This window comes from Aquimarina mycalae (genome assembly GCF_029906345.1).
GTDB lineage: Bacteria > Bacteroidota > Bacteroidia > Flavobacteriales > Flavobacteriaceae > Aquimarina.
On sequence record NZ_JARYGY010000001.1, the window covers coordinates 161,038 to 183,267 of the forward strand.

Consider the following 22,230-nt stretch of genomic DNA (forward strand, 5'->3'; position numbering starts at 1 on the left):
TTTTACAAACTTAGTTCTATAACCTATGCATGAATCGTACTATACTAACAATACCTAACACTATATTACCGATAATGATTAAATTCTAAAAATTTAACATTTTTACGGTTAAAATCACATGTTTTGAAGCTTAAAAACAATTAATATGTTAATATATTTATTAATTAAAAAAATAATCAATAAACGCGTTTTCAAACATTATAACTTAAACAAGTTATTTTTCATACAATAAATTACTAATCCAACTCTGGTTTTTACTTGTAGTTTTTTAAAAACCGATTCTCTGTAATTTTCAATAGTTTTAGGACTCAAGGACATTTCGTTAGCAATGCTTTTATAGGTGAGCTCTGAACAGGTATACTTTAAAAAAGTCCATTCTCTATCCGTGAGTTTTTCAGCAAGATTCTGACTAATATCCTCATCTGCTTTATCTGAATATTTTAGTGCAGTTTCTATTTTACTAGAGTAATAAAAACCTTGTTCGATCACCATTTTCATGGCAAATTCAAAATTTTCTGGATGTATATCTTTTAACAAATAACCTCTCGCACCAGCTCTCAGCATTTTGATAATTGTTTCTTCATCATCCTCCATAGTTAATGCCAATACTTTTTGCTCTGGTTGATTTTCTTTTAACCATTGCATTGCCTGGATGCCATCCATAACTGGCATTTTAACATCTAATAAAATCAATTCTGGTTTTTTCCTTTTATGAAGATAATATTGCGTAAGCTCTTTTCCGTTTCTAAGTATTGCCAATACTTCATACCCTTCCAAATTTGTAATAAGGCTTTCCAAAGATTGCGCAAAGAGCAGGTGATCATCGACGATAACAACTGTTTTTTTCTTCATTTTAATTTTATTTTATTATACCTTATCTTCTTCTTTAAATGGATATCGTAATGTAAGCAACACTCCTTTTCCAGGTTCTGCCACGCAATCCAGTTTTGCATTTACTATCGCTGCCCTACTTTTCATGTTTAACAATCCAGAATTAGCTTGTACCGACTCCATATCATATCCTACGCCATCGTCTTTTACAGTTATAATAAGATCTTTATTTGTATACTCAAGTTTCACCAACAAATTAGATGCCTCGGCATGTTTTATAGTATTTGAGAAAAACTCCTGAATAATTCTATATAAAATGATTTCATCTTTAGGATTAATATGCACTTCATCTCCTGATACAATAAACTCAGGAGTCAAGAAATTAAGTTTTTTAAATCGATCTAATTCTACTTGTATAGATTTCTCTAATCCTATGTTTTGAATCACCTCATGGTTTAGGGTCTTAGAAAGGTTTCGGATCTCTTGAAGACTATCACCCACCAATCCTCTAATATCATTTATTGTTTCTTTTCCTTTAGCATCTAGCGTAGTACTCGCAATATTAATCTGCATTACTGCAGTAGATAATAATTGCCCTATATTATCGTGAAGTTCCCAACTTACATTCTTAAGTGTCTGTTCCTGAATTTCTAGTTTAGAGTTTTGTAGTTCTTCCTCAAAACGCTGCTTTGCTTTAAATCGTTCTAGCAATAATTTGTTTTTTCGACGCTGAAAAGCAACAAAGAATATGATACCGAATATCATAAAAAATAAGATAATAACGGTAAAGTAAACTAATAATAAGATCTGTTCTTTCTCGAGCATACTATAAAACCAATCGTATAACAAGTATACATAAAAATATTGGCGAAAGTTAATATTGACCTATAGATTTCAACAAATTCTGGGCTTTTAGTATTACTATAGTATTCTCCATAAATAAATATTGGATTCACTAATATATGAAAAACCAATGCCCCAACAGAAATATAAAATACAAGGATTTTATAAAAATCTAAGATTTTGTCGCTTTGCAATACTTGAAAATAAAAATATATAATAAAAAACAATAACAATAATGTTCCCAAAATCAAACTAAACAAAGCAGGAGACTCAAAGAAAACACCAGAAAGGATCAAATTTAATAAAGAAGTTACTATAAATAAAATTATAGAATAAACACCTATTTTCTTTGCCTTAGTTGATTCAATAAAATTTAAGAAGAAAAAAAGATAAAAAGAAAAACTTATTATATCATAAGAATTATAAGCCCAATGATTTTTATATAAAAAAGTATCTTTTAAGAAAAATAGTTGATCATAATTCTCAATTAATGAAGGCATCCACCCAAAGAAAGTATCAAATAAAGCAGTAAACCATAAAAAATAAACAAAGTACCGAGAGATTTTATCCTCCCGATACTTTTTAATATAAACTGTTCCAAAAATCGCTGTTACGATTTCGAAAAAATTAATAATCAGTAAAAACATTTTAATAAATCTTTGGTGGATGACCTGTTCCACCCCTATTAAAAGCATCTATCTCATAATTATTTTCAGGATCCCCTCCATCTTTACCTGAAGCTCCAGGTCTAGAACCTGTCGGAGCAAAAAACAAGGTAGAATACCCTTTGCCCATTTTACATTTAGATTTAGGATATGAACCTAAATATACTCGAATTCCTGGATCCTTAATCCCTTGTTCTTCAGATTCTTGTTTTACATAGGCCAAATATTCTTCTAGCTCAGCCACCGACCAATGAAATTCTCGTGCATCTTCAAATCCTAATTTTTTTTGAAGGCGTTTTCCTCTTTTCTTACACCAGTTATTATGAAGCTCTCTTGCCTCTTCTACTTTAATACATTTTTCAGGTTTTTGTATTTTCTTTGCCATGACATAAATATTTTTTGGGTTTATAGTTGCTAATATATCCAATTAATAATATTTCTCACAAATAGCCATACCCTTTTTTTGATTTTTTTTTACGGTAAAACCGTATGTTCAAAGTATTGATTATCAGAAACTTAAATATATGTTAAAAAAAATAAAAAAAATAATTCAAGGGGGTTTTCCCCCTATAACAGCAAGGTGTATTTCCCCTAAATCATCTATAGATTTTTATTACAATCCATATTATAGAATACAAATAAATTATTAAGCATAAGTGGTTTCTATAAACAAACAAGAAAGCCTAGCCTTACAATGCTTAGCTAGTTTTTATCCGTTAGAGGGCATCATATAAACAAGAAACTTATCCTATCTCCACGCCACTATATATTTCAAAATTAATATGCTCCCCAACTCTCTTTTGCGCAATTCTGTTGATGGAATCTTCTGTTAATTGTAAAATTCTAGGATAACCACCTGTAGTTTGACAATCCCTCATCAAAACGATTAATTGTCCTGATGGAGTTAATTGAACCGTTCCTGGTAATACAGGAGAAGTCAACATAGAAGAAAGATCATTTTTTAAGGATTCATTCAATGGAATTGCCATACGATTTCGATCATTAGAAATTGTAAATTTCATATCTAACAAATCCTTAATTTGACTATCTGATAACTGATCAAATTCTGGACCTTCATACACCTCAATACTTCTATTTTCATGTAAAAAAAAAGATGTTTTTATAACTACATTTTTCGCTAAAGAATCAGCACAACTTCGATATGAAATAACATCTCCTTTTTTAAGAAATCCACTTTTAGTAATTAGATTATATTGCGATCTACTATCAAGAATAAATTCTGACAAAAAACCAAACTTTATTCCTACATATCCAAATACTCCTTTTTTGATATTTTTCAACTTCAGAACATCTCCATTATTAACCCTAAATTGATAATTCATTTTTTGAATTTCATCATTCAAAAAAGGGGTGCATTCAGCTCCCGTAATACAAATAATAGTATCGCCATGAAATTTCAATACAGGAGGAATCATTGTCCATTCTATTACTGCAGTATTTTCATTATTATTTAAAATAGCATTAGCCAAATACAAAGCTCGCATATCCATTGCTCCACTCTTTGGCACACCATATTTCGAAAAACCAAAACGTCCTTTATCCTGAATAGAAGAATATAAACCTGAAGATATTATTTCTAACTCACCTATCATAAAATATCATATTCAGGAATGTAAAATACAGAATTATTTGACAATCTTATATCGTTATATTCTTTTTCTTTTATCGATATAAATTTAATTTTATCTCCTGGATTAGCAAAACAACAATCATCAATTTTTACATTAAAAAATTGAACTGGCGTCTTACCAATTACATGCCAACCTCCAGGACTATCACATGGATAAATTCCTGTTTGATTTCCTCCAATTGCAACAGATCCTTTTTCCAATTTTAAACTTGGAACAGATTTCCTAGGTGTAACCAAACGATCATTCAATCCACCTAAATATAAAAACCCCGGCAAAAACCCAATAAAATATACTGTGTATAATGGAGTAGTGTGTAACGAGATTACCTCATCAATGTTCAATGATTTTTTCGACGAAAAAGACTGAAGCTCTGGAGCAAGATTAACACTATAACAAACTGGTATTTTCCACAAGCGTTTTTTCAAACCCAAATCACTAACGTCTTCAAAAAACAATGATTTTAGTGTTAAAATCTCGTTATAGATATTTTCTATAGTAGATACATAATAAATTAATAACGAGTTATATGATACAATTACTTCAATAATTACTTTATCATAAAATTTTTCTATGGATTTTTTGTAAAAAAGCAAAGATTCTAAGAGAATTTCATCAACTTTTGATGGCCCTTGTATTAAAATTGCTCTCTCACCATAGCGTTTATATTGAAATTTAATTTTAGATTTTTTCATTTCAACACAAAATTACGCTTAGTAAACTCTTCATATATATATGCTAAAATCTCAACAGATTTTGGATTATCTCCGTGCACACAAATGGTGTCAAAAAAAATCGAAAGCTCCTCTCCTTTTATTGTTTTTACTTTTCCTTCTACAATCATCCTTAATATATGATCAACAATTTTTTTAGGATTTACCAGCACAGCATTTTTCTCAGAACGAGAAACCAAGGTTAAATCACTGTTATAATTCCGATCTGCAAAAACTTCAAATCTCACATCAATAAAACCTCTACAAAGATATGAAATCATTGAATCTTTAGGCGATATTAATAATAAACTTTTATCAATATTTATTATTGATTGGATAATTGATTTTGCCACCACTTCATTTTTCATTGCTTCGTTATACAATGCTCCATGAGGTTTCACATGATGAAGTTTACCACCTTGTTCTTCTGTAAAAGATTTTACCTTTTGGATTTGATACATCAAAGTTTCCGATAAATCATTGGGCGAAATATCCATGACAGATCTACCGAAATTTTCACGATCAGGATAAGAAGGATGTGCTCCTATTTTTACATGATGTTGTAATGCTAGTTCAATTGTTTTTTTGATCACTTCATCATTTCCAGCATGTACTCCACACGCAATATTACACCATGAAATAAAGGGCATGATTTGTTCATCAAAACCTGCCTCTTCTCCAACATCTGCATTTAACAAAATTCTTTTCAATTTCTTACAAATATTATTAATTTTTCCTACATACTTTCAAGAACTTTCCAAACCCCTCTAATTCCTAAAAAACAAGTAATGATTAAAATCAAAATTCCAATCAAATTTTGTTTCCATGAATTTGTATAATTCCCCAATATTTTCTTCTGATTCATTACCCATAAAAGAAAGACTGCTACTATAGGTAATAATAGGCCATTTGCTATTTGCGCAAATCGAATTATTACAATTGATTTAATTCCCAAAGAAGAGAATAAAACACCCATCAATAATATAAATATCCATACAGATCTAAAGGATTTACTTTTAAGTCCATCTTGCCATCCTAAACATCCTTTTACTACATAAGCAGCGGCTAAAGGTGCCGTAATCGCAGAGGTAATTCCTGCGGCAAACAACCCCATCGATAACACATATTTAGCCATAGATCCAAAAACAGGTTCCAACCCTTTTGCCAAATCGGCAGCATTATTGACTTCTGTAGTTTGTATTGCTGCTCCAGCAATGATAATCGCCATTGATACCAATCCGCCTAGCACAATAGCTACAATGGTATCCTTACGCGCCAAGGAAAGGTCATCAGATGATTTCCACTTTTCACTCACCAAAGAAGCATGTAAAAACAAATTATATGGAACCACTGTTGTTCCTACCAATCCAATAATGGTCAATGTTTTATCTGCCGAAAAATCAGGTATAAAGCCTTTCAATAAAAGAGATAAATCAGGTTTAGTAACTATTGCGGTTATAATGAAAGCTACACTCATACATAACACCAATACAATAAGGCTTCGCTCTAGTATTTTGTAATTTCCAATGTACAAAAGAACAAATGCTATTACTCCAATAATAATACTCATATAGTTTATAGAAATAGTTCCTATCTCTATAGTTGGTGATCCAAAAATAGTTGATAAACCAAGTACTCCTCCACTAATATTACCCGCTTCATATGCCGCATTACCAATAAAAATAGCTGAAAGAATAATTATAATAAGTCCCCATCGAACTACTTTATTGCTGAATTGTGATTTTAAAACTTCACTTAATCCATTCTGTGTAATTATTCCAAGTCTAGCAGCCATTTCCTGCAACACGATACAGGCTATTATTGATAATACTAACGCCCATAACACACTGTATCCAAAATTAACACCAGCCAATGTACATACTGTAACTGTTCCAGGACCAATAAACGCTGCAGTTACCAACGTTCCTGGGCCAATATTAGAAAACCATTTTTTCATATGTTCGCATTATGATTATACATAGGTATTCTTTTATTATTTCTGATTTCTTTGAAACATTTTAATTTCATTTTTCTATCTCATTATCAAGTGCATAAATAGCAAAAGAACCTAACCAATGTCCTCCTTCATAACTATCACCAACAAGATTAGGTAATGAATATGTTACATGTTGATTGGCAACATTAATAAGATGTTTATATTCTGGATATTGACTTGCCAATCCATATAACACCCATGCTCTACTAAAATTAAGTCCGTCTAAATGCACCAGTTTTCCATCGGTACGATCAGAAACCTCACCCACTGCGATGTTAAAATTTTGATCCTTAAGCTGTGGCATAAAATCACTAATCCATTTCTTAAAAGAAGATTCATCTAAAACCCTCCTCATAATATCCAGCTCTTCAAAACAAGGGGATAAAAAATCATACCCGCTTGGTTCCCATACAATTGGACAACCTAAGTCATTACTATAAAAAGCTTTTGCTCTGGTAGAAATCGCGTTTTTAAGAGATTCGTTTTGAACACTATTGGCATAATCAAAAGCAAATGATAATCCAAATGCAGTATTGGTATGCTCTCCCACTCGAATTGGATATTTCAATTTTGGTAAAAACTCTATATAACGTTGTACAATTACATCTGTTAGCGGTTGTAAATTACGTTCCAGTTCTTTGGCTATTGGATCTTCCCAAGTATGAATTTCTTCGGCAAGTTTTAACAACCAAGCCCAACCATATGTTCGCTCGTAGGATTTATTATGCACTCCATTAAAGTATGCTACCTCTGCTTCTATGTGCTCTTTAGATATACTAGTCAAAAGCATAGTTTTTATCTCAGCTGCTTTTTCTATTTCTGGAAAGGATTTTAGTAGTTTCACCAAAGACCAATGCCCATGAACTGCAGAATGCCAATCAAAACACCCATAAAATGCTGGATGCAAAATTTTAGGTTCTGCAATATCTTCTTTTCCGCCTATGGTCTGCCCTAGTTTATTAGGATACTCTGTATCTATACATGATAAGGGCAACTCTACTAAAGTAACAGCTTGCTTTTTTGTTAATACTAACGGTTTTTCTATTACAATTTCGGAAGTATTCTTTTCAATTGCTGAAGATGATTCTGATTGGTCCTTATTAGAAGTGCCTGATGTATTACAACCTACAATTGTGATCCAAAAAAACAGTATTGCGAATCGATTCATATATCTATATTTTTAAACTTTTCCCAACCAAAAAGATGATTGCTTTTTAAAAATATTGATTTCCTATTGTTAATCTATATGATTGTTGATAACATAGATGAATAGTTCATAAACTACTAAATCGTGACCATTTTACCCTCTTTAAGGTATTCTTTTTTAATTCCTTCGAGTATGGTTTCAAGTTGAATTTCTTCGTGCTCGGACGCTAAGGTTTTAAGACAGATATATTGTATTACATTGATAATATTAGCTCCTGTAAGTGCATATTTTTTGGATATTTCTTCTAAAGAAACGTTAGGATTCAAAGTTATCTTGTTTGGTAAATTTTTCTTCCAAAGTGCTAGTCGTTCTTTATACGATGGGTTTTCAAATTCAATAATAGATTGAAACCTACGTGTAAACGCAGTATCAATATTGTTCTTAAAATTTGACGCTAAAATAACCAGTCCAGAATGTGCTTCTATACGCTGCAACAGATATGAAACTTCTTGATTAGCATACTTATCGTGAGCATCTCTTACATTCGTACGTTTACCAAAAATGGCGTCAGCTTCGTCAAAAAACAGGATCCATGACTTATTTTTTGCTTTATCAAAGAGTTTGGATAAGTTTTTTTCTGTTTCTCCAATATATTTAGAAACAATCATAGACAAATCTATACGATATACATCTTTTCCTGTATACTTGCCTAGTAGTGAAGCAGTAAGAGTTTTTCCAGTTCCTGGAGGGCCTGAAAACATTATACGATACCCAGGTTTAATCCTAGATTTCATATTCCAATCATTCAATACTATTTCGTTATAATTTAACCAGGTTTCTATTTCTTTTACTTGATGCAGTGTTTTACTTTGTAGTACCAAATCATCCCAATTCATTTGCGTTTCGATTCGTTCAGCAGGAAAATCTTTACTCATTGTCGGTTTTAGTAGTTTGCCTGTTGTAAACAACTCTATATACTCTTCATCCATAATTAAACGCCCACTCATTCTGGGCTCGCCAGATGGCACTGCATCCATATATAACACACCTTCTTGAGTAAACAGATGATCTTCATAAAACATTTCTGTAAGCTGTATTCTTTTTTGAACATCACTTCCGCCAATTACGAACTGAACGGTTTCTCCAGTAGGTATAATTCCTCTATGATTTTTTCCTTTTACTCCTCCAAATTCAGGTAGTTCTCCTCCATTGGGTAAAAAATCAGATATGATCGTTGTGAAAAAATTAGGTGCTACATGTGGAACTATAGCTAGTAACAAGGTAATTACTTCTTCTAAGGATAATTGTTTTTTTCTAACAAATATTGAAAATAAGGAATCGTCCGAAACAATATTGTCATACTTTGGAAAAACAAGTGATTCGTTTCCAAATTCGCTTTTTAAACGATATTCGATCACCTCTCTTAAAAAAGATAATTTACTATTAAAATGTATTGTATTTTGAGCTAATACGTGTTTCATACGATTATATTTATTGTTTTTGGTGACATTGGAACACCTTATACCAAAGGTGCTATAGAAAATACATCTATTTTGGATCTTCTATAGCTTCTGGTTCTTTTCATAACAGCAATTCCATTTCTAGAGCCTTGATGATTCGTATTTCCTTCTATAGTTTCTATAACATCACCGTCTATTGAAGTAATAATACCTGTATGAGTCCAATCCAAACGTGATTTTTGAATAAGAAAAATATCTCCTGGTTTAATAATTGAAGGGTCTTTTCTTATTTTTTGGTATCTGGATAACAGTCCCTTTTCTAAACCAGTATTACCTACTGTATCACAACTGTAGGTAAGCGGCATCAACGTTTTAAAATTTTTACCTAAAGCACTTGATGCTTGATCTAGTATAGCTTGCGCAAATCCCATACACCAGAACCAAGGAGATCCGTCATGACCATCCATATAACTTCGCACCCAAGGACCACTATTAGATTGTCCCTGTATATCCAGTTCAAAAGGGTGTTGTTTTAGGTGATTTTCTGCTACTTCTACCATCAAATCTCTTAGATTATTGCTTACTAAAGGCTTTTCAAAAGCTTCTTTTAAACCAGAAGAAAGTGCATTAAATAGTACCTGATCAACAATTCCTGTTCTTTGTACACCATTGGAATCCTGAAAGTTTTTCACTGCTCTTTCTGTTGCAGGACCAAAATCTCCATCAATTTCTGTTGCAGTTCCGCTACTAGGGTTCGTAATAGAAAATAAGGTCAACCAAGACTGAATTTTCATCACATCTTTTTTGTTATTATTCGTTCCCTTTCTCTTCTGAGTAGATTTGATAACAAGTTCCTTTTGGTATGCTATTTTTTTCATCCTTGATCGCTTTAGAATATAAATTTACCTTTATTTCACTGGTTTTCAATGGGGTAAAAAACTATTATTTTTAGGGGGTTTTTCCTACATTTTTGAGAATACTTATATAAAACTCTCTATAGTTGTAATAAGACAGATTTTTATTATTCTGTGGAACACTTTTTTTTGTTTAGAATGTTTATTGCACTCTTATAGACCTCAGCTTTTAACTTTGCTCTACCTTTAAATTTCTCTTTTTCCTTTAATTCATTGATATTTTGTCCAGCTACCCAACTAGATTCTGGTCCTGTTCCTAAGAATGATGGAGATTCTGAAACATTACCTGATTTTGCAACTCCTCCAGCCATATGCATATACGCAGCGGAAAAAATAAACGTAAATTCAGGATCTGAAGCCTTAGTTACATCCTTTTTGATGGCAGATGATGCTTTCTTTATTTTTTCTTTGTCTTTTTCTGGAATAGCATCGTTGCTTAACAACGCGTCCATATAAGCTAAAACTTTTATATATCCATCTTTATGGGTTGTATGAAAAGCTCCTCTTCCTCTATATTTTTCACCTCCTCTATACTTATCCATCCACTTATTTTTGGTTTCTGTAAGACTCATTAGATTATTACTTTCTCCTGCTGAGTGTGCTAGATAAACTGCTTGTGATTTAATAGTATCAATTCCCATGATTCGAAATGCTTCATTGATACGGCCAACAATCTTTTTATCTTTCAAAAACTTAAGGTACTCATCTTTATTCTTTAAACACTGATTGTTTTCAATCATTGTGCAAGCTCGACCTTGTTCATTAGTTTCTAATTGTTTAAAAAGATCGCCTTCTTTAAAAATTGCTATTAAATCATCTTCCGAAATGGTTTGACATGATTTTTCAGCATCCTTATTCCAATCACTTGCTGCTTTAAAAACGACATCTCCTTTTTTAATCGTTTTCATCATTTTTTTTGGAAACTTGCCATTACGAATAGCAGCAATAATTAACTTATAAATGTTTACAATCTGTTCTTTACCTTCTTTGTTATTTAGGTTATTTTTTTGTCCTATTAAGATGTTTTTCCATTCGTCAAAAACATCCTTATGTTCTTCTGGGATTACATACGCAGCATTTTTATCTAGATTTTGAAAAATTACCTGAATCTCATAAGACATATAGTTGTTTCCTGAAAATGTATCTGTATGCCATTCATCATCTTCCTTTTTCTGTACTCCTTCAATAGGTTGTTTTTGTATTACTGATGAACTAGAGAACATACTATTTTCATTACTTTGTTTTTCCATAAACTTATCTGTAACTACTTGTTTATTGGTATTTCCAGATTCTTGTATGTTTAGTTTAGGTTGGATAAAGGAAGTAGCGCCTTCTCTTTTCTGAAAAAGATGTTGCTGATCTATTTTAGCATTAGTAGTATGTTTGTTTACTTCTCTAAACATTCTGTTATTTAAATAATATGTTCTTTCAGATATTTCTATATATGGTTTATAGTTTTATTTATCTAGACCTCTTTTCCATAATAGGTAAAGTAAATTCTAAATAAATTTTATTCAACTCGTCTATAATAGAATCTAATACTTGTTGATTATTTTTTATCCAAGAAACCGCTTGATCTTGAACTTTATCCATAAAAATGACCAAATTCTCTAGGATATCCTCTTTAGATATCTTGTTATTTTCCTGAAATAAATCTGTATTAATCAAATTATAAATTTCATTCTGAAAGTCACTACCAAAAAAATCTATTGAACTGTAAAACTCATCCTTGTCAATTTTTGAATTCAAAAACCAATCAATTCCATTACATTCTATCTCGTCAAATACTACATAAACATAATATAACCTGTGATATCCACTTGATATATTATCTATTGGAGTATAATTTTCATTAAAAAACTTATATAAAGTTAAATCAATTTCTATCCTTTCTAAATTAATTATATCAAAGCGTTTTTCCATTATGTATTATTTTCTATAGATTGTATTATCTGGTAATTATATGGTGCTGATTGCGGTCTATTTCCGCTTATACCTTGTCTCAATGCAAATTCAGATCTACTTGCCAATCTAAAATCAATGCCATCTATAGAAATATCTTGACTATCTGAAAAATCTGCTGAAATCAAACGTGACAAAGCACTCGCACTTATTCCTTTTTGGGTCTTAACAGCAGATACAGCTGCTGCTGTATAGGAATTATTGATCGATTGTAATTTTTCTATTTTACTCTGCAGTGCAGAAATATCTGCTTCTTTGGATGTACTCGTTTCAAATAATTGAATAGTAGCATCTTGATAAGCTTCACTATTGTTATTTAAGGCACTTATAATTTGCTCTAAATATGTGATCACACTGTCAATACTTCTCTCGGTATCTTCGGTAAAATATCCATCTACTAGATCAGAAATATTTGTTTTGCTTCTTCCCGCTTGAGTAAGGTATGATTGATTTCCAGTAGATATTCCCAAACCTGATAATTCTCCAGAAGCTTTGTTTATAACAATCTTAATAGAGTTTGGATCTCTTGCTATATCTAAGGCTTCTTCAAATGTAAATGTTACATTATCATGAATTTTTTCTCCTTCTAAGTAACCTTCTCCATTTTTTTCTAAATAACCTGCATTCACAGTTAATTCTGTTGGGAAATTTCCATATAGTTCATGATAATCTCTTTGAGTATCCTCAGATAACGAAGTAAACTTTTCATGATTAGCATAAATATTTGGTACACCTGGATAATATCCTGCAACTGTTACCTCAAAAAACATTATTTTATTATCGTTTATCTGATTAAGAATTGGAGTTTCTATTTGTGGTAAATACCTATTTCTATTATCCCTTGTATGAGCAGGAATTAAGTTCCATAATGTAGCTGGACCATGCATCCCATCATGTAGTAAATGAAATCTAATCCAAAACTGTGAATCCCATCTTCCCTCTTGTTCTCTAAAAATATAATCAAATGCTCTTACTAATGACCAACCTTGAATTTCTAATCCTCCTGGAGAGGCTCCCGTTGTATTTCCACTTTGATTTGTTAATGGATGTGCCCTTACATAACCCGCTCTATTTCCATTCATTCCATGAGTAACTTCTGTTTGAGGAATTTCTAAGTCACTGTCAATACCTCCAGCTACTACTGCATCTCTAATAGCATTTAATCTTCTTTGTATATCATCTCTTATGGCATCAACATTTTGTTCTTCTGAACCTGTTAAATGTGATTGGATAAACTGCACTAACTGCGCTCTCAACTGATCAGCTCTTGTTAATTGTGTTTCCTGTTCTGGCGTATCTGATTCATCATTTGTTTTTTCATTTTGAATTTTAACTTCCAAGTCTCCAGGATTATCGCTTGCCATCATTACGGTAGCATTATTTCCTAGTAAAGTTATATATAAACGATGATCTTCTTCATCTTCATCCTGAAAAGTAGACTCAACAGATCCTAATTCCAATCCAAAATTTTCATCTGTTTGTTCGGTTTCTCCTTCTTCACCTCCAGTTCTTCCCATTACTCGATCTAGTAATGCCATACCAGTATCTACTGCTTTATTTACTAACCACGTTAACGCTTCGTCTATCAGTGCTCTTACGGATCCTATGATCTCTGCTATTCTTGCTCCGATTCCTCCTAACCCAACTTGATTCGCGAGAAATCCAATAACTACTGGCATAGATTGCCCCATAGTACGTTCCAGATAATCTGCTGCCGTAGCCACATTTCCTTGAGCAATGTCGGCAATACCATTCACGAATGAGTTGATAACTTCTAACATCTCTCTCAAATATTGAATAAAACTCTGAACTGCATTAAAGAAAGCAATCGCCCCGTTAATCACGGCCATAATACCCGTTGGATCCAACATACTTAATAGTTTTGTAGTGATTTGTGTAATAATTCTAGTCATTACAAAATTCTTCACTGCATCTATTACAATATTCCAGAGATTGCTAAGTTGTTCCTGAATCTTATCCCAAATTGCCGCTATACCACGTTCCTGAACATCTTTGATAAATGTCCAAATTCCTTCTAATGTATTAATTGCTCCTCGTATCCTGGCTACTCTTTCAGGACCAATACGTGGATGTTCTGCTAGTTTCTCCCATATCTTTTCCATAGAAAGGCCTAACACTTCTAGTACCCAACTAATAACTCCTTGTAAAGAAAAATCTGTTAGTTCAGGGATTCCAGCATCTCTCAATTCTCGCATTAGCCAACCCATTACACCATTGATCAAATGCGTTACGATATTGTCAAAGAACTTTACAAAACCTTCTTTGATAGCTCTTAGTACATTTTTCAGGAAGCCTATTGGGTCCTTTTTGATATCTTCTATTGCTTGCAGTGATCTGGTAATGATATTCCCGATTAATTCGAATGGGAAGTTCATGATTTCCAGAATTGCAACAATTACGATTCTCACTATTTCTGCTACAAAAGCAATCAGTCTGCCTATTGGTTCACCGAATCGCTCAATAATTCGGATAAATGCATCTATCGGATTAAGAAGATCATCAATAGAGAAAGAATTCCAAAGATCTGTAAATAACTGTACAATATATTCTGGAGTCATGTTTAATGTCTCCACTGCTGCCTCAATTTCTCCCGTGATTCTTGCAATTGCACCTGTTTCTACCATCTGCGCATATTGTTCTTCACCTCCATCCATAAGACTCATAAATCCTCGGATAAGATTAGGAACCGTTCTAGGTACTCGTTCGTCAGTAAAGGGATCCTTACCAATGATAACTTTTACTAATGAAAAACCTCTGGTTTCATTTGCTACAGAAGAAAGCCAGCTGAGTAATGCTTTCTTAATGAGTTTCAGTACTTCTATCGCCACGGTAGCTGCAAATGCCCATACTCGCTCCAGAAAACCTGTAACACGACCTGACAATGCTGTTAAGTTTGCTGTTATCTCTGTTAAGTTTGCCGGACGAATTGCATCCCAAGCTGCCCTAATTAAACCTCGCAGCTCTCCTAATAAAGACATAAAGGTTCCTACCTGCGTATCAAGCCAATCTGCGGTTTCCTGCAAAGTACCTCGTTCTCGCATTTGCTCCAACTCGGTTTCTTTACCTATCAACATTAAGAAATCTTCTAAAATCTCAACAGTAGTAGCGGCTACTTCTTCATCTCTAAGTGGATCATAGTGTATAATCTTTTTAATAAGAGACCAGGCTCGATTTTCTTCTAATATAGGCTCTGCAACACCGATCAATGCTTCTTTAATCCATGTAATAATCTGATCAATTAGAGAAGCTGCAAATAATTCAATTCGGCTAAGTAATTCATTAAATTTATCTCTAACCGTACCAATAAATGTAGTTAGAGACGATTCGTCCCAAGCTTCTTCAACTAAGTCCAATATGCCTTGTGTGGTTAAGTTAAGTTCTCTTAATCTTCCACTTACCCAATCAAATGCCTGCTGGATAATCCCATATTCTTGTAGTTTATCAAAAATTGCAGTTCCAAAAGGAACTAATCCCATTAAACCTTGTAACAAATTGATAGGTGTTGGCTCTACACGTTGACCCAATAATGGATCATATTGTATAATCACGGTAAACAACAGGTATCCTGGAATATGACGTGCATTATTAAGAATCCAGTCTGGTATCCAGTCCAGAAATGATCCCTGAATCATTTTTGGAGCAGATGTTACCTCTTGAGCTTTACGTTTAACTCCTCCTCCTTGTTGTACCGTATGCGTTAATTCGTGTGCTAATAAATGTTGTCCAGAATCAGAAGATGTATCAAATTTCCCTTCATTAAAATAAATATCATTGCCGTGTGTAAATGCCTGAGCTCCCATATCCTGACTCATTTGCTTGGCATTGGTATCCGTATGAACTCTAACATTACTAAAATCAGTTCCAAAACCTGATTCCATTTGATTCTTAGTTTCTTTAGGCAATGGAGCGCCACCTCCTTTAGAACTGTGTAATCTGGATTCTATAGAAGAATTTGTATTTGGAATTCCGTTCGATTTCCTTTGCACCTTTTGAATGGCTGGTGCAGGTTCTTCTTCCTCCTCTTTTTCCTGAATCTCTTCTTCCTGTTTTTGAAGATCAGGAGTGCTGATATTATTTTCTATTTTTTGTTGAATATGATCGTCAGCTACTACTTCTTTTTGTAATGTTCCTTCAGTTTTTTCCTGAACCTCTTGTTCTTCTTTTTCTTGTATAGGTTCTTCTTCTGATTGTTTTTGAACAAATGGAGTAATATGTTCTACCACAGGTTTTTGTTGAATAAGGTTTTCTGTTGTTTCCTGTTTTTGAACCTCTTCTTCCTGTTGCTTTTGCACAAGTGGCGTAGGACTGAAAAATGAATTACTTTGATCATTTCTCTTAGCTACAACTGCATCTGCAACCTTATCTGCTTCAACTTCATACTTATCACCAGGTTTTCCTATGGTAAGTTTGGGCTGTATAAAAGCACTGTCTCCCTTCTCTTTTTGAAAAAGAGAAGCATTGCTTGATTTAGCTTGAGTTGTATTTGCAGTTGCCCCTTTAAACATTGTTTTTTTATTCTCTTCTTATAATTATTCTACCTATTGAAATATATTATTACCCTACACTGATTCTTCTTCTGGAGTCATCAATTGCATTATTTCGTTTTTCTTTGATTGTGAAAATAAGAAGTGATCTTTTTTAAATTTAGACACTTTCATTATTCTCATAAACCCTTGTTCCATCCCTCTAACTTCTGCTTTAAAGTTTTCAAAATCCGCTTTATCCTTTCTTCTTCCCATAGCTACTGCATCGCTCCAATCTATTTTAGCATGTTTCGTTTTTAACCACATGATATATGTATCTCTGGTAATCCAGTTAAATGCAACCAATGCTCTCGCCTGATCTGCATCCATGGTTAACACATTCCAAAAATCAACAGGTCCTTCATCCAATTTTCTCACTGCAGCTACTGCTTCTTCTTTGGATGGTGGTGGAGGTGGTTTTACTTTTTCATCCTCTTTTGCTCCTTGTTCTACAATTTTTTGTTGTTCGCTATCACTACTTATGTCAGGATATGTAAATGAGTCTTTATTGATTTCACCTGCTTTTAGTTCTCCATTTTCTGTAGAAAGCGGAAGTTTAAATCCTACTTTTAATGAATCTCCAAATTTCACCTTCGCTATTTCGAGTTCTTCTTCCCATATATCAATTTCGGCTAACCACAGATCCAGGTATACTCTTATTTTTCCTTTTAATTCTGCTAAAAACTGAGCATCTGCTTCCAGAGATATTTCTCCTTTTTCTATTTCTAAACCGTTTGCATTCGACCATTTTGCACCTAATTCTGCTGTTGCAAGGGCATTAGCTTCTAATCCTATACTTCCTATTAATGATCCCGTAACCTTAGCTATTAAGGCACTTAATGTTGCACTTAATGTTAAACTCAATTTAACACCTGCTTTACCAGACATGGCTACTATAATCTTACCTGCTATTTCTGTATTATCTTCGGGTTTGGTAAGGTTAAAATTGTCAAAACTAAGTTGAAGTTCTTCAAAATAAGGAGGCATAAAAGATGCATAAAGGTCTGCTCGTCCTTCGATCCCAAGAGTCAAAGAAACCCCTATTGGCAATGCAAATAAAATAATATCTGGAGGGCCAATCTTAAATAGATTCTTATCAAATTTCTTTTCTTTTGGCTTCTTATCAGAACGATCAAGAGCAACACCGCCAGAGACTATAATATCTCCATTAGGCTGCAATACTACTTTTGCATTTGCTACAATTCCTTTGGTGAGTACAAACGAAACATCACCACTACCAAAAATGCTCCAGGATTCTGAGATTTCTCCTGTTGGTTTATTATCTTCTCCTATTACTTGATTTGTTACTCCTACAGTAACTTCTCCATCAGCATTACTTTTTTCTAACTTGACTTTAGTTTTTCCTTGTATTAGTAAAGCTCCATTATCATAGGTAATATCAATTTCAGAATCAATTCCTGGAATATCTGGTTTGGCTTTACCAGAAATGAAGATATCGTAGGCTTGGTCTCCTTCATTTTTTGCTATTTTGGCATGTACACTTCCACTTTTTATTCCTGGAAGGTCAGCATTCAATTGAAAATCTCCCTCTACAGAGAAACCTTCATCTCCATGTACTACGGATAGTCTACTACTTTCTACTCCTGGAATGTCTAGATCAGCTTCTCCTTCTGCTTTTAATTTGTTTTCGCTATAGTTAGCAGTTAACTTCGCCTTTTTAATTCCAGGTACTTTTCCTTCAGGAATACCAATTTCTCCACTAATTGTCCATATATCATTTTTATATTCTACTTTAATTTCTGCAGGATCAAAGAGTTCTGAATCAAAATTGAAAGCTCCTTCTAAATCAAATCCTCCTGAAGTTGAAGCTCCTCCAGCTATATATCCATCTCCTACTTTTTTTATTTCAAAATCTACTTGCCCTTTTACATCTAATCCTTTAGTTCCAACCGATACTGTTAATGATGAGCCATTCACCTTGAATATTGAAGAAGGCATATTGAATTCTCCAGTATTAAAAGTTTTAGAAATACTAACCTCATTACCATTGATTAAAATGTCAATTTCTACATCTTTAATTACTGGCAATGAAGCTTTTATTTTACCCTTTGCATAAATTCCTTTTTTGGGTATAATACTGACTTCAGAAAAGGTAATCGGACTGAAATGATTTGCTATTAATTTATTTGCTTCTGCTCTTAAACTACTTTTAGGTACCACTCCACCATATTCTACAATTGGAGAGCTTTGTATCTTCATAGAAAGATCGGCTTGATTTACATATTCATTCTTTTTTTCAAAGGCTTTGCCGTGTACCGTACCGCCAACACCATGTGTATAATCTACAGAAGTTAGTTTAAAGTTATCACCGATTTTTGGTCCGCCTTTCATATCAGAAAGATCTGTTTTACTTGTCATTCCTGGTTCCCAAGGAATTCGTCTCGATACACCACCAAACTGACTAAAGAAAATAACAATCTCATTAGGAGAGCCTCTCAATTCTTGTAGCTTTTTACTAGAAATTGCCTCTAATCCTTTTACCGTTTTACCTGCGGTTGCATCTGATAGTGTAATGGTCTTTGTTTTAAAACCGGTTCCGTCTCTCCCTATCTTGTCAACATACACTTTATAATCACTTCCTCTTACATCATCTTTACTATTAGGAACCGTAGTATCAAAATTCTCTGACTCTTTTGCCTTATTAATAATACTGGTTAGCTTTCGATCTTTATTGGCCTTTATAACTGCTCCAGAACTTATGTTTGATTGTGCATCTAACAACCACATATTGGATACAACGTCCATTTCTGGACCACCTAGTTGGAGTTCTATTTGATGATCTACATGGTATAGTTGGAACGTACCATTATGATCCCAAAATGGTCGTAATACCTTATTCTTGATTTCTGTTTTTGTTCCTATTATATTATAAGGAGCTTTTCGAACCTTTAAGTAGTAACGTGGTTCTTTTTTTGAACCTACTTCTGCTGGTATTTGCTTATCGTATATGTTCTCCAGTTTTTTATCCAGTCCAGTATCGTTTGATTTTACGTGCTCATCCCATTTTTGTCGTTGATCTGAATTTCGTTCAGCCTTTGGAGGAAGTCTAAAAGGAGGTTCTGGATAGAATTTCTTATTTCTTTTAAATCTTGGAATCTTTAAAGTATGTATATGCACTTCTTTTTTTCCATTTCTAAGATCTAAAGAACCATCTTTTGTCTTTATAAAATTCCTTTCTTCTTCTGATTTTTCATCATCGGCTTTCTGAATCATTTTAGGCTGAACAGAAGCTCCTTGCTGTACGGTATGAGTTAATTCATGCGCTAATAAATGTTTACCAGAAGTAGAAGTGGTATCATACTTCCCTTCATTAAAATAAATATCGTTGCCATGCGTAAATGCCTGTGCTCCTAAATCTTTATTCATTTGTACAGCGCTAGAATCTGTGTGCACTTTTACATTACTAAAATCAGTTCCAAAGCCAGATTCCATCTGGGATTGAGTTTCTTGTGGTAATGATGCGCCTCCACTTTTACTATTCAATTGTGATTCTATCGAAGAAGTTTCTGAGTTTGAATTACCGTCAGGTTCTTCTACTTTTTGTACAAATCTTTTTTCTTGAATACTTTCCTCTTCTTCCTCTTCTTCTTTTTCCTGAACTTCTTCTTCTACATTTTGAATATCGGGCGCAATATTATTATTCTCTATAATTTCAGGAGCTTGAGGTTCGGGAATTGTTTCCTGTTGTTGTACTTCATCCTCTACCTTTGCTTGTATTTCTTCTTCAGGTTTTTGTTGGATTTCTTCTTGTTCTTCTTTTTCCTGGATAGGTTCTTCTTCTGTTTGCTGCTGAATTAAAGAGGTGTTATTTTCTTCTAATACTTTTTCATGAACTTGAGTTTCCTCTGTTATTTCTTGATTTTGTGTTTCTTCTTCTGAAAGTTTCTGTACTTCTTCTTGCTCTTCTTTTTCCTGTATAGATGTTTCTTCAGTTTGCTTCTGAATTAATGGAGTAATACTATCCGCAAGTGGTTTCTCTTGAATTTGATTTTCTGTTTCCGTAGATGTTTGAATATCTTCTTCCTTCTGTTTTTGAATAGGAGGAGTACTATCAAAGGTAGTGTTGTTTTGTTCTTTTTCTTTTGCAACAATCTTATCTGCAACGCGATCGGCTTCTACTTCATATTTATCTCCAGGTTTACCTACAGTAAGTTTAGGCTGAATAAAAGCATTATCACTCTTTTTCTTTTGAAAAAGAGTTGAATTGCTGGATTTAGCTGTAGTATTTGCAGTTGCCGTTCTAAACATTGTTTTTTATAACATCAGGATCTTTTATTATTAATTATTAGTTCTTAGTTTTTCTAAAGTTTTTCTTTTAACTATTTGCTTGGCGCCTATTAATTCATCATCTACTTTGACATTTTTTATTTTAGCTTTTAAAGTAGCGGTATCCATATCCAAGCTTTCCATATTCTGGATATGTGCTAATTGTTTTAATTGAATTGCTTGGTTTGTAGTTTTAGGTCTTTGCTGAGCCGTGTTGATATCATCAGTATCTGGAACTGCGGGAGATGTTTCACTATCCGATTCCGATCTTTCTTTTTCAGTTTTTATAGCTTTATCAGCATATTTTATTGCTTCCGTATTATTTCCTAATAATAATTTTGCTTTGCTAATCTGTAAAATGTCCTCTGGCGTTTGTGCTCTTTCTTCCAGTTTTTCTGTAAGTTGTTCCAGTTTTTGTTTTGCAACAGTGTCATTAGGATTCTGAATGTATTCTTCTTGATATTTAGAAAATGCAATTTTATCGCTAGAAATAGTAATTTCCTGAACACTCGGATATCCAATCATTAAAATTGGTATCGGAAAAAACAACAGTAATCTCTTTATTTCCTCCTTTTTAATGATATAGTATAGCAGCCCTGCACTTAATATTAAGAATAAGAATATCCCTAAAAACAACAGTACAAGTTCATATAGGTGTAAATCGTTTAGTAAGTTTTGCATGATTTCTAATTTTATTTCATTTATATAAAACTTTCATTCTTCATTCATTTTTACTTATTCTCTTTCCGTTTTATTCGGTTATTTCTAATGAAATAATAGAAGTAATAGTTTCTATTTTATTTATTTCTTTTGATTGATCACTTTGTATACTCACCAGATTATATTCAACATCTAAGGAGATCATGATTTCATAAATTCCTTTCTTTTTAAATTCTAAAAAACTATTTAAAAGATATTTAGTATTTATTTGCTCTTCGTATTTCAATTGATACTCTGGCACTAAACTTACACCTAGCTCTTTTTTGTCCAAATGTTTTATATACCCTTTGGTTTCTTTAATCTTGATATTTAGATTTTCAGGGTTTTCTTTTTGAAAAAATACATACACTGTTTTTTTGGATTTATTTTCTATTGTAAAATCCAACCAAATATTTTCTTCTAAGCTGTATTTGTTTTTTTCAACTTGAAAAGAACCGTCAAACATTGATTTTTGAGTTTTATCCATTCTTATGAGAATTAATATCATTAAAAGAGAAAT

17 protein-coding genes are annotated in these 22,230 nt (G+C 32.8%); all 17 read right to left on the bottom strand.

The annotated features are described in order from the left end of the window. Positions 1-198: 198 nt before the first annotated feature. On the bottom strand, positions 199-852 hold the full coding sequence (locus tag QBK95_RS00660; protein WP_280929473.1) for a response regulator transcription factor: 654 nt from the start codon (positions 850-852) through the stop codon (positions 199-201). Between the two features lie 15 nt (positions 853-867). Further along, positions 868-1,596 (bottom strand): sensor histidine kinase, encoded by a 729-nt coding sequence (locus QBK95_RS00665; RefSeq protein WP_280929476.1) that lies wholly within the window; start codon positions 1,594-1,596, stop codon positions 868-870. A gap of 29 nt (positions 1,597-1,625) precedes the next feature. Next, positions 1,626-2,369 carry a hypothetical protein gene (locus QBK95_RS00670; protein WP_280929478.1) on the bottom strand — a complete coding sequence of 248 codons (744 nt, stop codon included), beginning with the start codon at positions 2,367-2,369 and terminating at the stop codon, positions 1,626-1,628. Then, positions 2,323-2,724 carry a hypothetical protein gene (locus QBK95_RS00675; RefSeq protein WP_280929480.1) on the bottom strand — a complete coding sequence of 134 codons (402 nt, stop codon included), beginning with the start codon at positions 2,722-2,724 and terminating at the stop codon, positions 2,323-2,325. The genes QBK95_RS00670 and QBK95_RS00675 overlap by 47 nt, the downstream gene beginning before the upstream one ends. Positions 2,725-3,082: 358 nt before the next feature. Beyond that, positions 3,083-3,952 carry a 5-oxoprolinase subunit C family protein gene (locus QBK95_RS00680; protein ID WP_280929482.1) on the bottom strand — a complete coding sequence of 290 codons (870 nt, stop codon included), beginning with the start codon at positions 3,950-3,952 and terminating at the stop codon, positions 3,083-3,085. Then, entirely contained in the window at positions 3,949-4,683 is a 735-nt protein-coding gene (gene pxpB / locus QBK95_RS00685) for a 5-oxoprolinase subunit PxpB (RefSeq protein ID WP_280929484.1), read from the bottom strand. Before pxpB ends, QBK95_RS00680 begins: the two co-directional genes overlap by 4 nt. After that, on the bottom strand, positions 4,680-5,411 hold the full coding sequence (pxpA, locus tag QBK95_RS00690) for a 5-oxoprolinase subunit PxpA (RefSeq protein WP_280929486.1): 732 nt from the start codon (positions 5,409-5,411) through the stop codon (positions 4,680-4,682). The genes pxpB and pxpA overlap by 4 nt, the downstream gene beginning before the upstream one ends. A gap of 26 nt (positions 5,412-5,437) precedes the next feature. Next, positions 5,438-6,658, bottom strand: a complete 1,221-nt coding sequence (locus QBK95_RS00695) for an Nramp family divalent metal transporter (protein ID WP_280929489.1) — start codon at positions 6,656-6,658, stop codon at positions 5,438-5,440. A 67-nt stretch (positions 6,659-6,725) separates the two neighbouring features. Then, positions 6,726-7,865 carry a DUF2891 domain-containing protein gene (locus tag QBK95_RS00700; RefSeq protein ID WP_280929491.1) on the bottom strand — a complete coding sequence of 380 codons (1,140 nt, stop codon included), beginning with the start codon at positions 7,863-7,865 and terminating at the stop codon, positions 6,726-6,728. A gap of 116 nt (positions 7,866-7,981) precedes the next feature. Continuing rightward, the gene (locus tag QBK95_RS00705) at positions 7,982-9,325 is read right to left on the bottom strand and encodes an ATP-binding protein (protein WP_280929493.1); all 1,344 of its coding nucleotides are present in this window, start codon (positions 9,323-9,325) and stop codon (positions 7,982-7,984) included. A 38-nt stretch (positions 9,326-9,363) separates the two neighbouring features. Continuing rightward, positions 9,364-10,182: a peptidoglycan-binding protein gene (locus QBK95_RS00710; RefSeq protein ID WP_280929496.1), complete on the bottom strand. Its 819-nt coding sequence runs from the start codon at positions 10,180-10,182 to the stop codon at positions 9,364-9,366. Between the two features lie 143 nt (positions 10,183-10,325). Continuing rightward, the gene (locus QBK95_RS00715) at positions 10,326-11,621 is read right to left on the bottom strand and encodes a hypothetical protein (RefSeq protein WP_280929498.1); all 1,296 of its coding nucleotides are present in this window, start codon (positions 11,619-11,621) and stop codon (positions 10,326-10,328) included. Between the two features lie 58 nt (positions 11,622-11,679). Next, the gene (locus tag QBK95_RS00720) at positions 11,680-12,141 is read right to left on the bottom strand and encodes a hypothetical protein (protein ID WP_280929500.1); all 462 of its coding nucleotides are present in this window, start codon (positions 12,139-12,141) and stop codon (positions 11,680-11,682) included. After that, positions 12,141-16,706: an eCIS core domain-containing protein gene (locus tag QBK95_RS00725; RefSeq protein WP_280929502.1), complete on the bottom strand. Its 4,566-nt coding sequence runs from the start codon at positions 16,704-16,706 to the stop codon at positions 12,141-12,143. The genes QBK95_RS00720 and QBK95_RS00725 overlap by 1 nt, the downstream gene beginning before the upstream one ends. Before the next feature lie 54 nt (positions 16,707-16,760). Beyond that, positions 16,761-20,993, bottom strand: a complete 4,233-nt coding sequence (locus QBK95_RS00730) for an eCIS core domain-containing protein (RefSeq protein WP_280929503.1) — start codon at positions 20,991-20,993, stop codon at positions 16,761-16,763. A 30-nt stretch (positions 20,994-21,023) separates the two neighbouring features. Continuing rightward, positions 21,024-21,692 (bottom strand): hypothetical protein, encoded by a 669-nt coding sequence (locus QBK95_RS00735; RefSeq protein WP_280929505.1) that lies wholly within the window; start codon positions 21,690-21,692, stop codon positions 21,024-21,026. Between the two features lie 70 nt (positions 21,693-21,762). Further along, a complete protein-coding gene (locus tag QBK95_RS00740) occupies positions 21,763-22,197 on the bottom strand; it encodes a hypothetical protein (protein ID WP_280929506.1) in 435 nt (144 codons plus the stop codon). Positions 22,198-22,230: the final 33 nt, after the last annotated feature.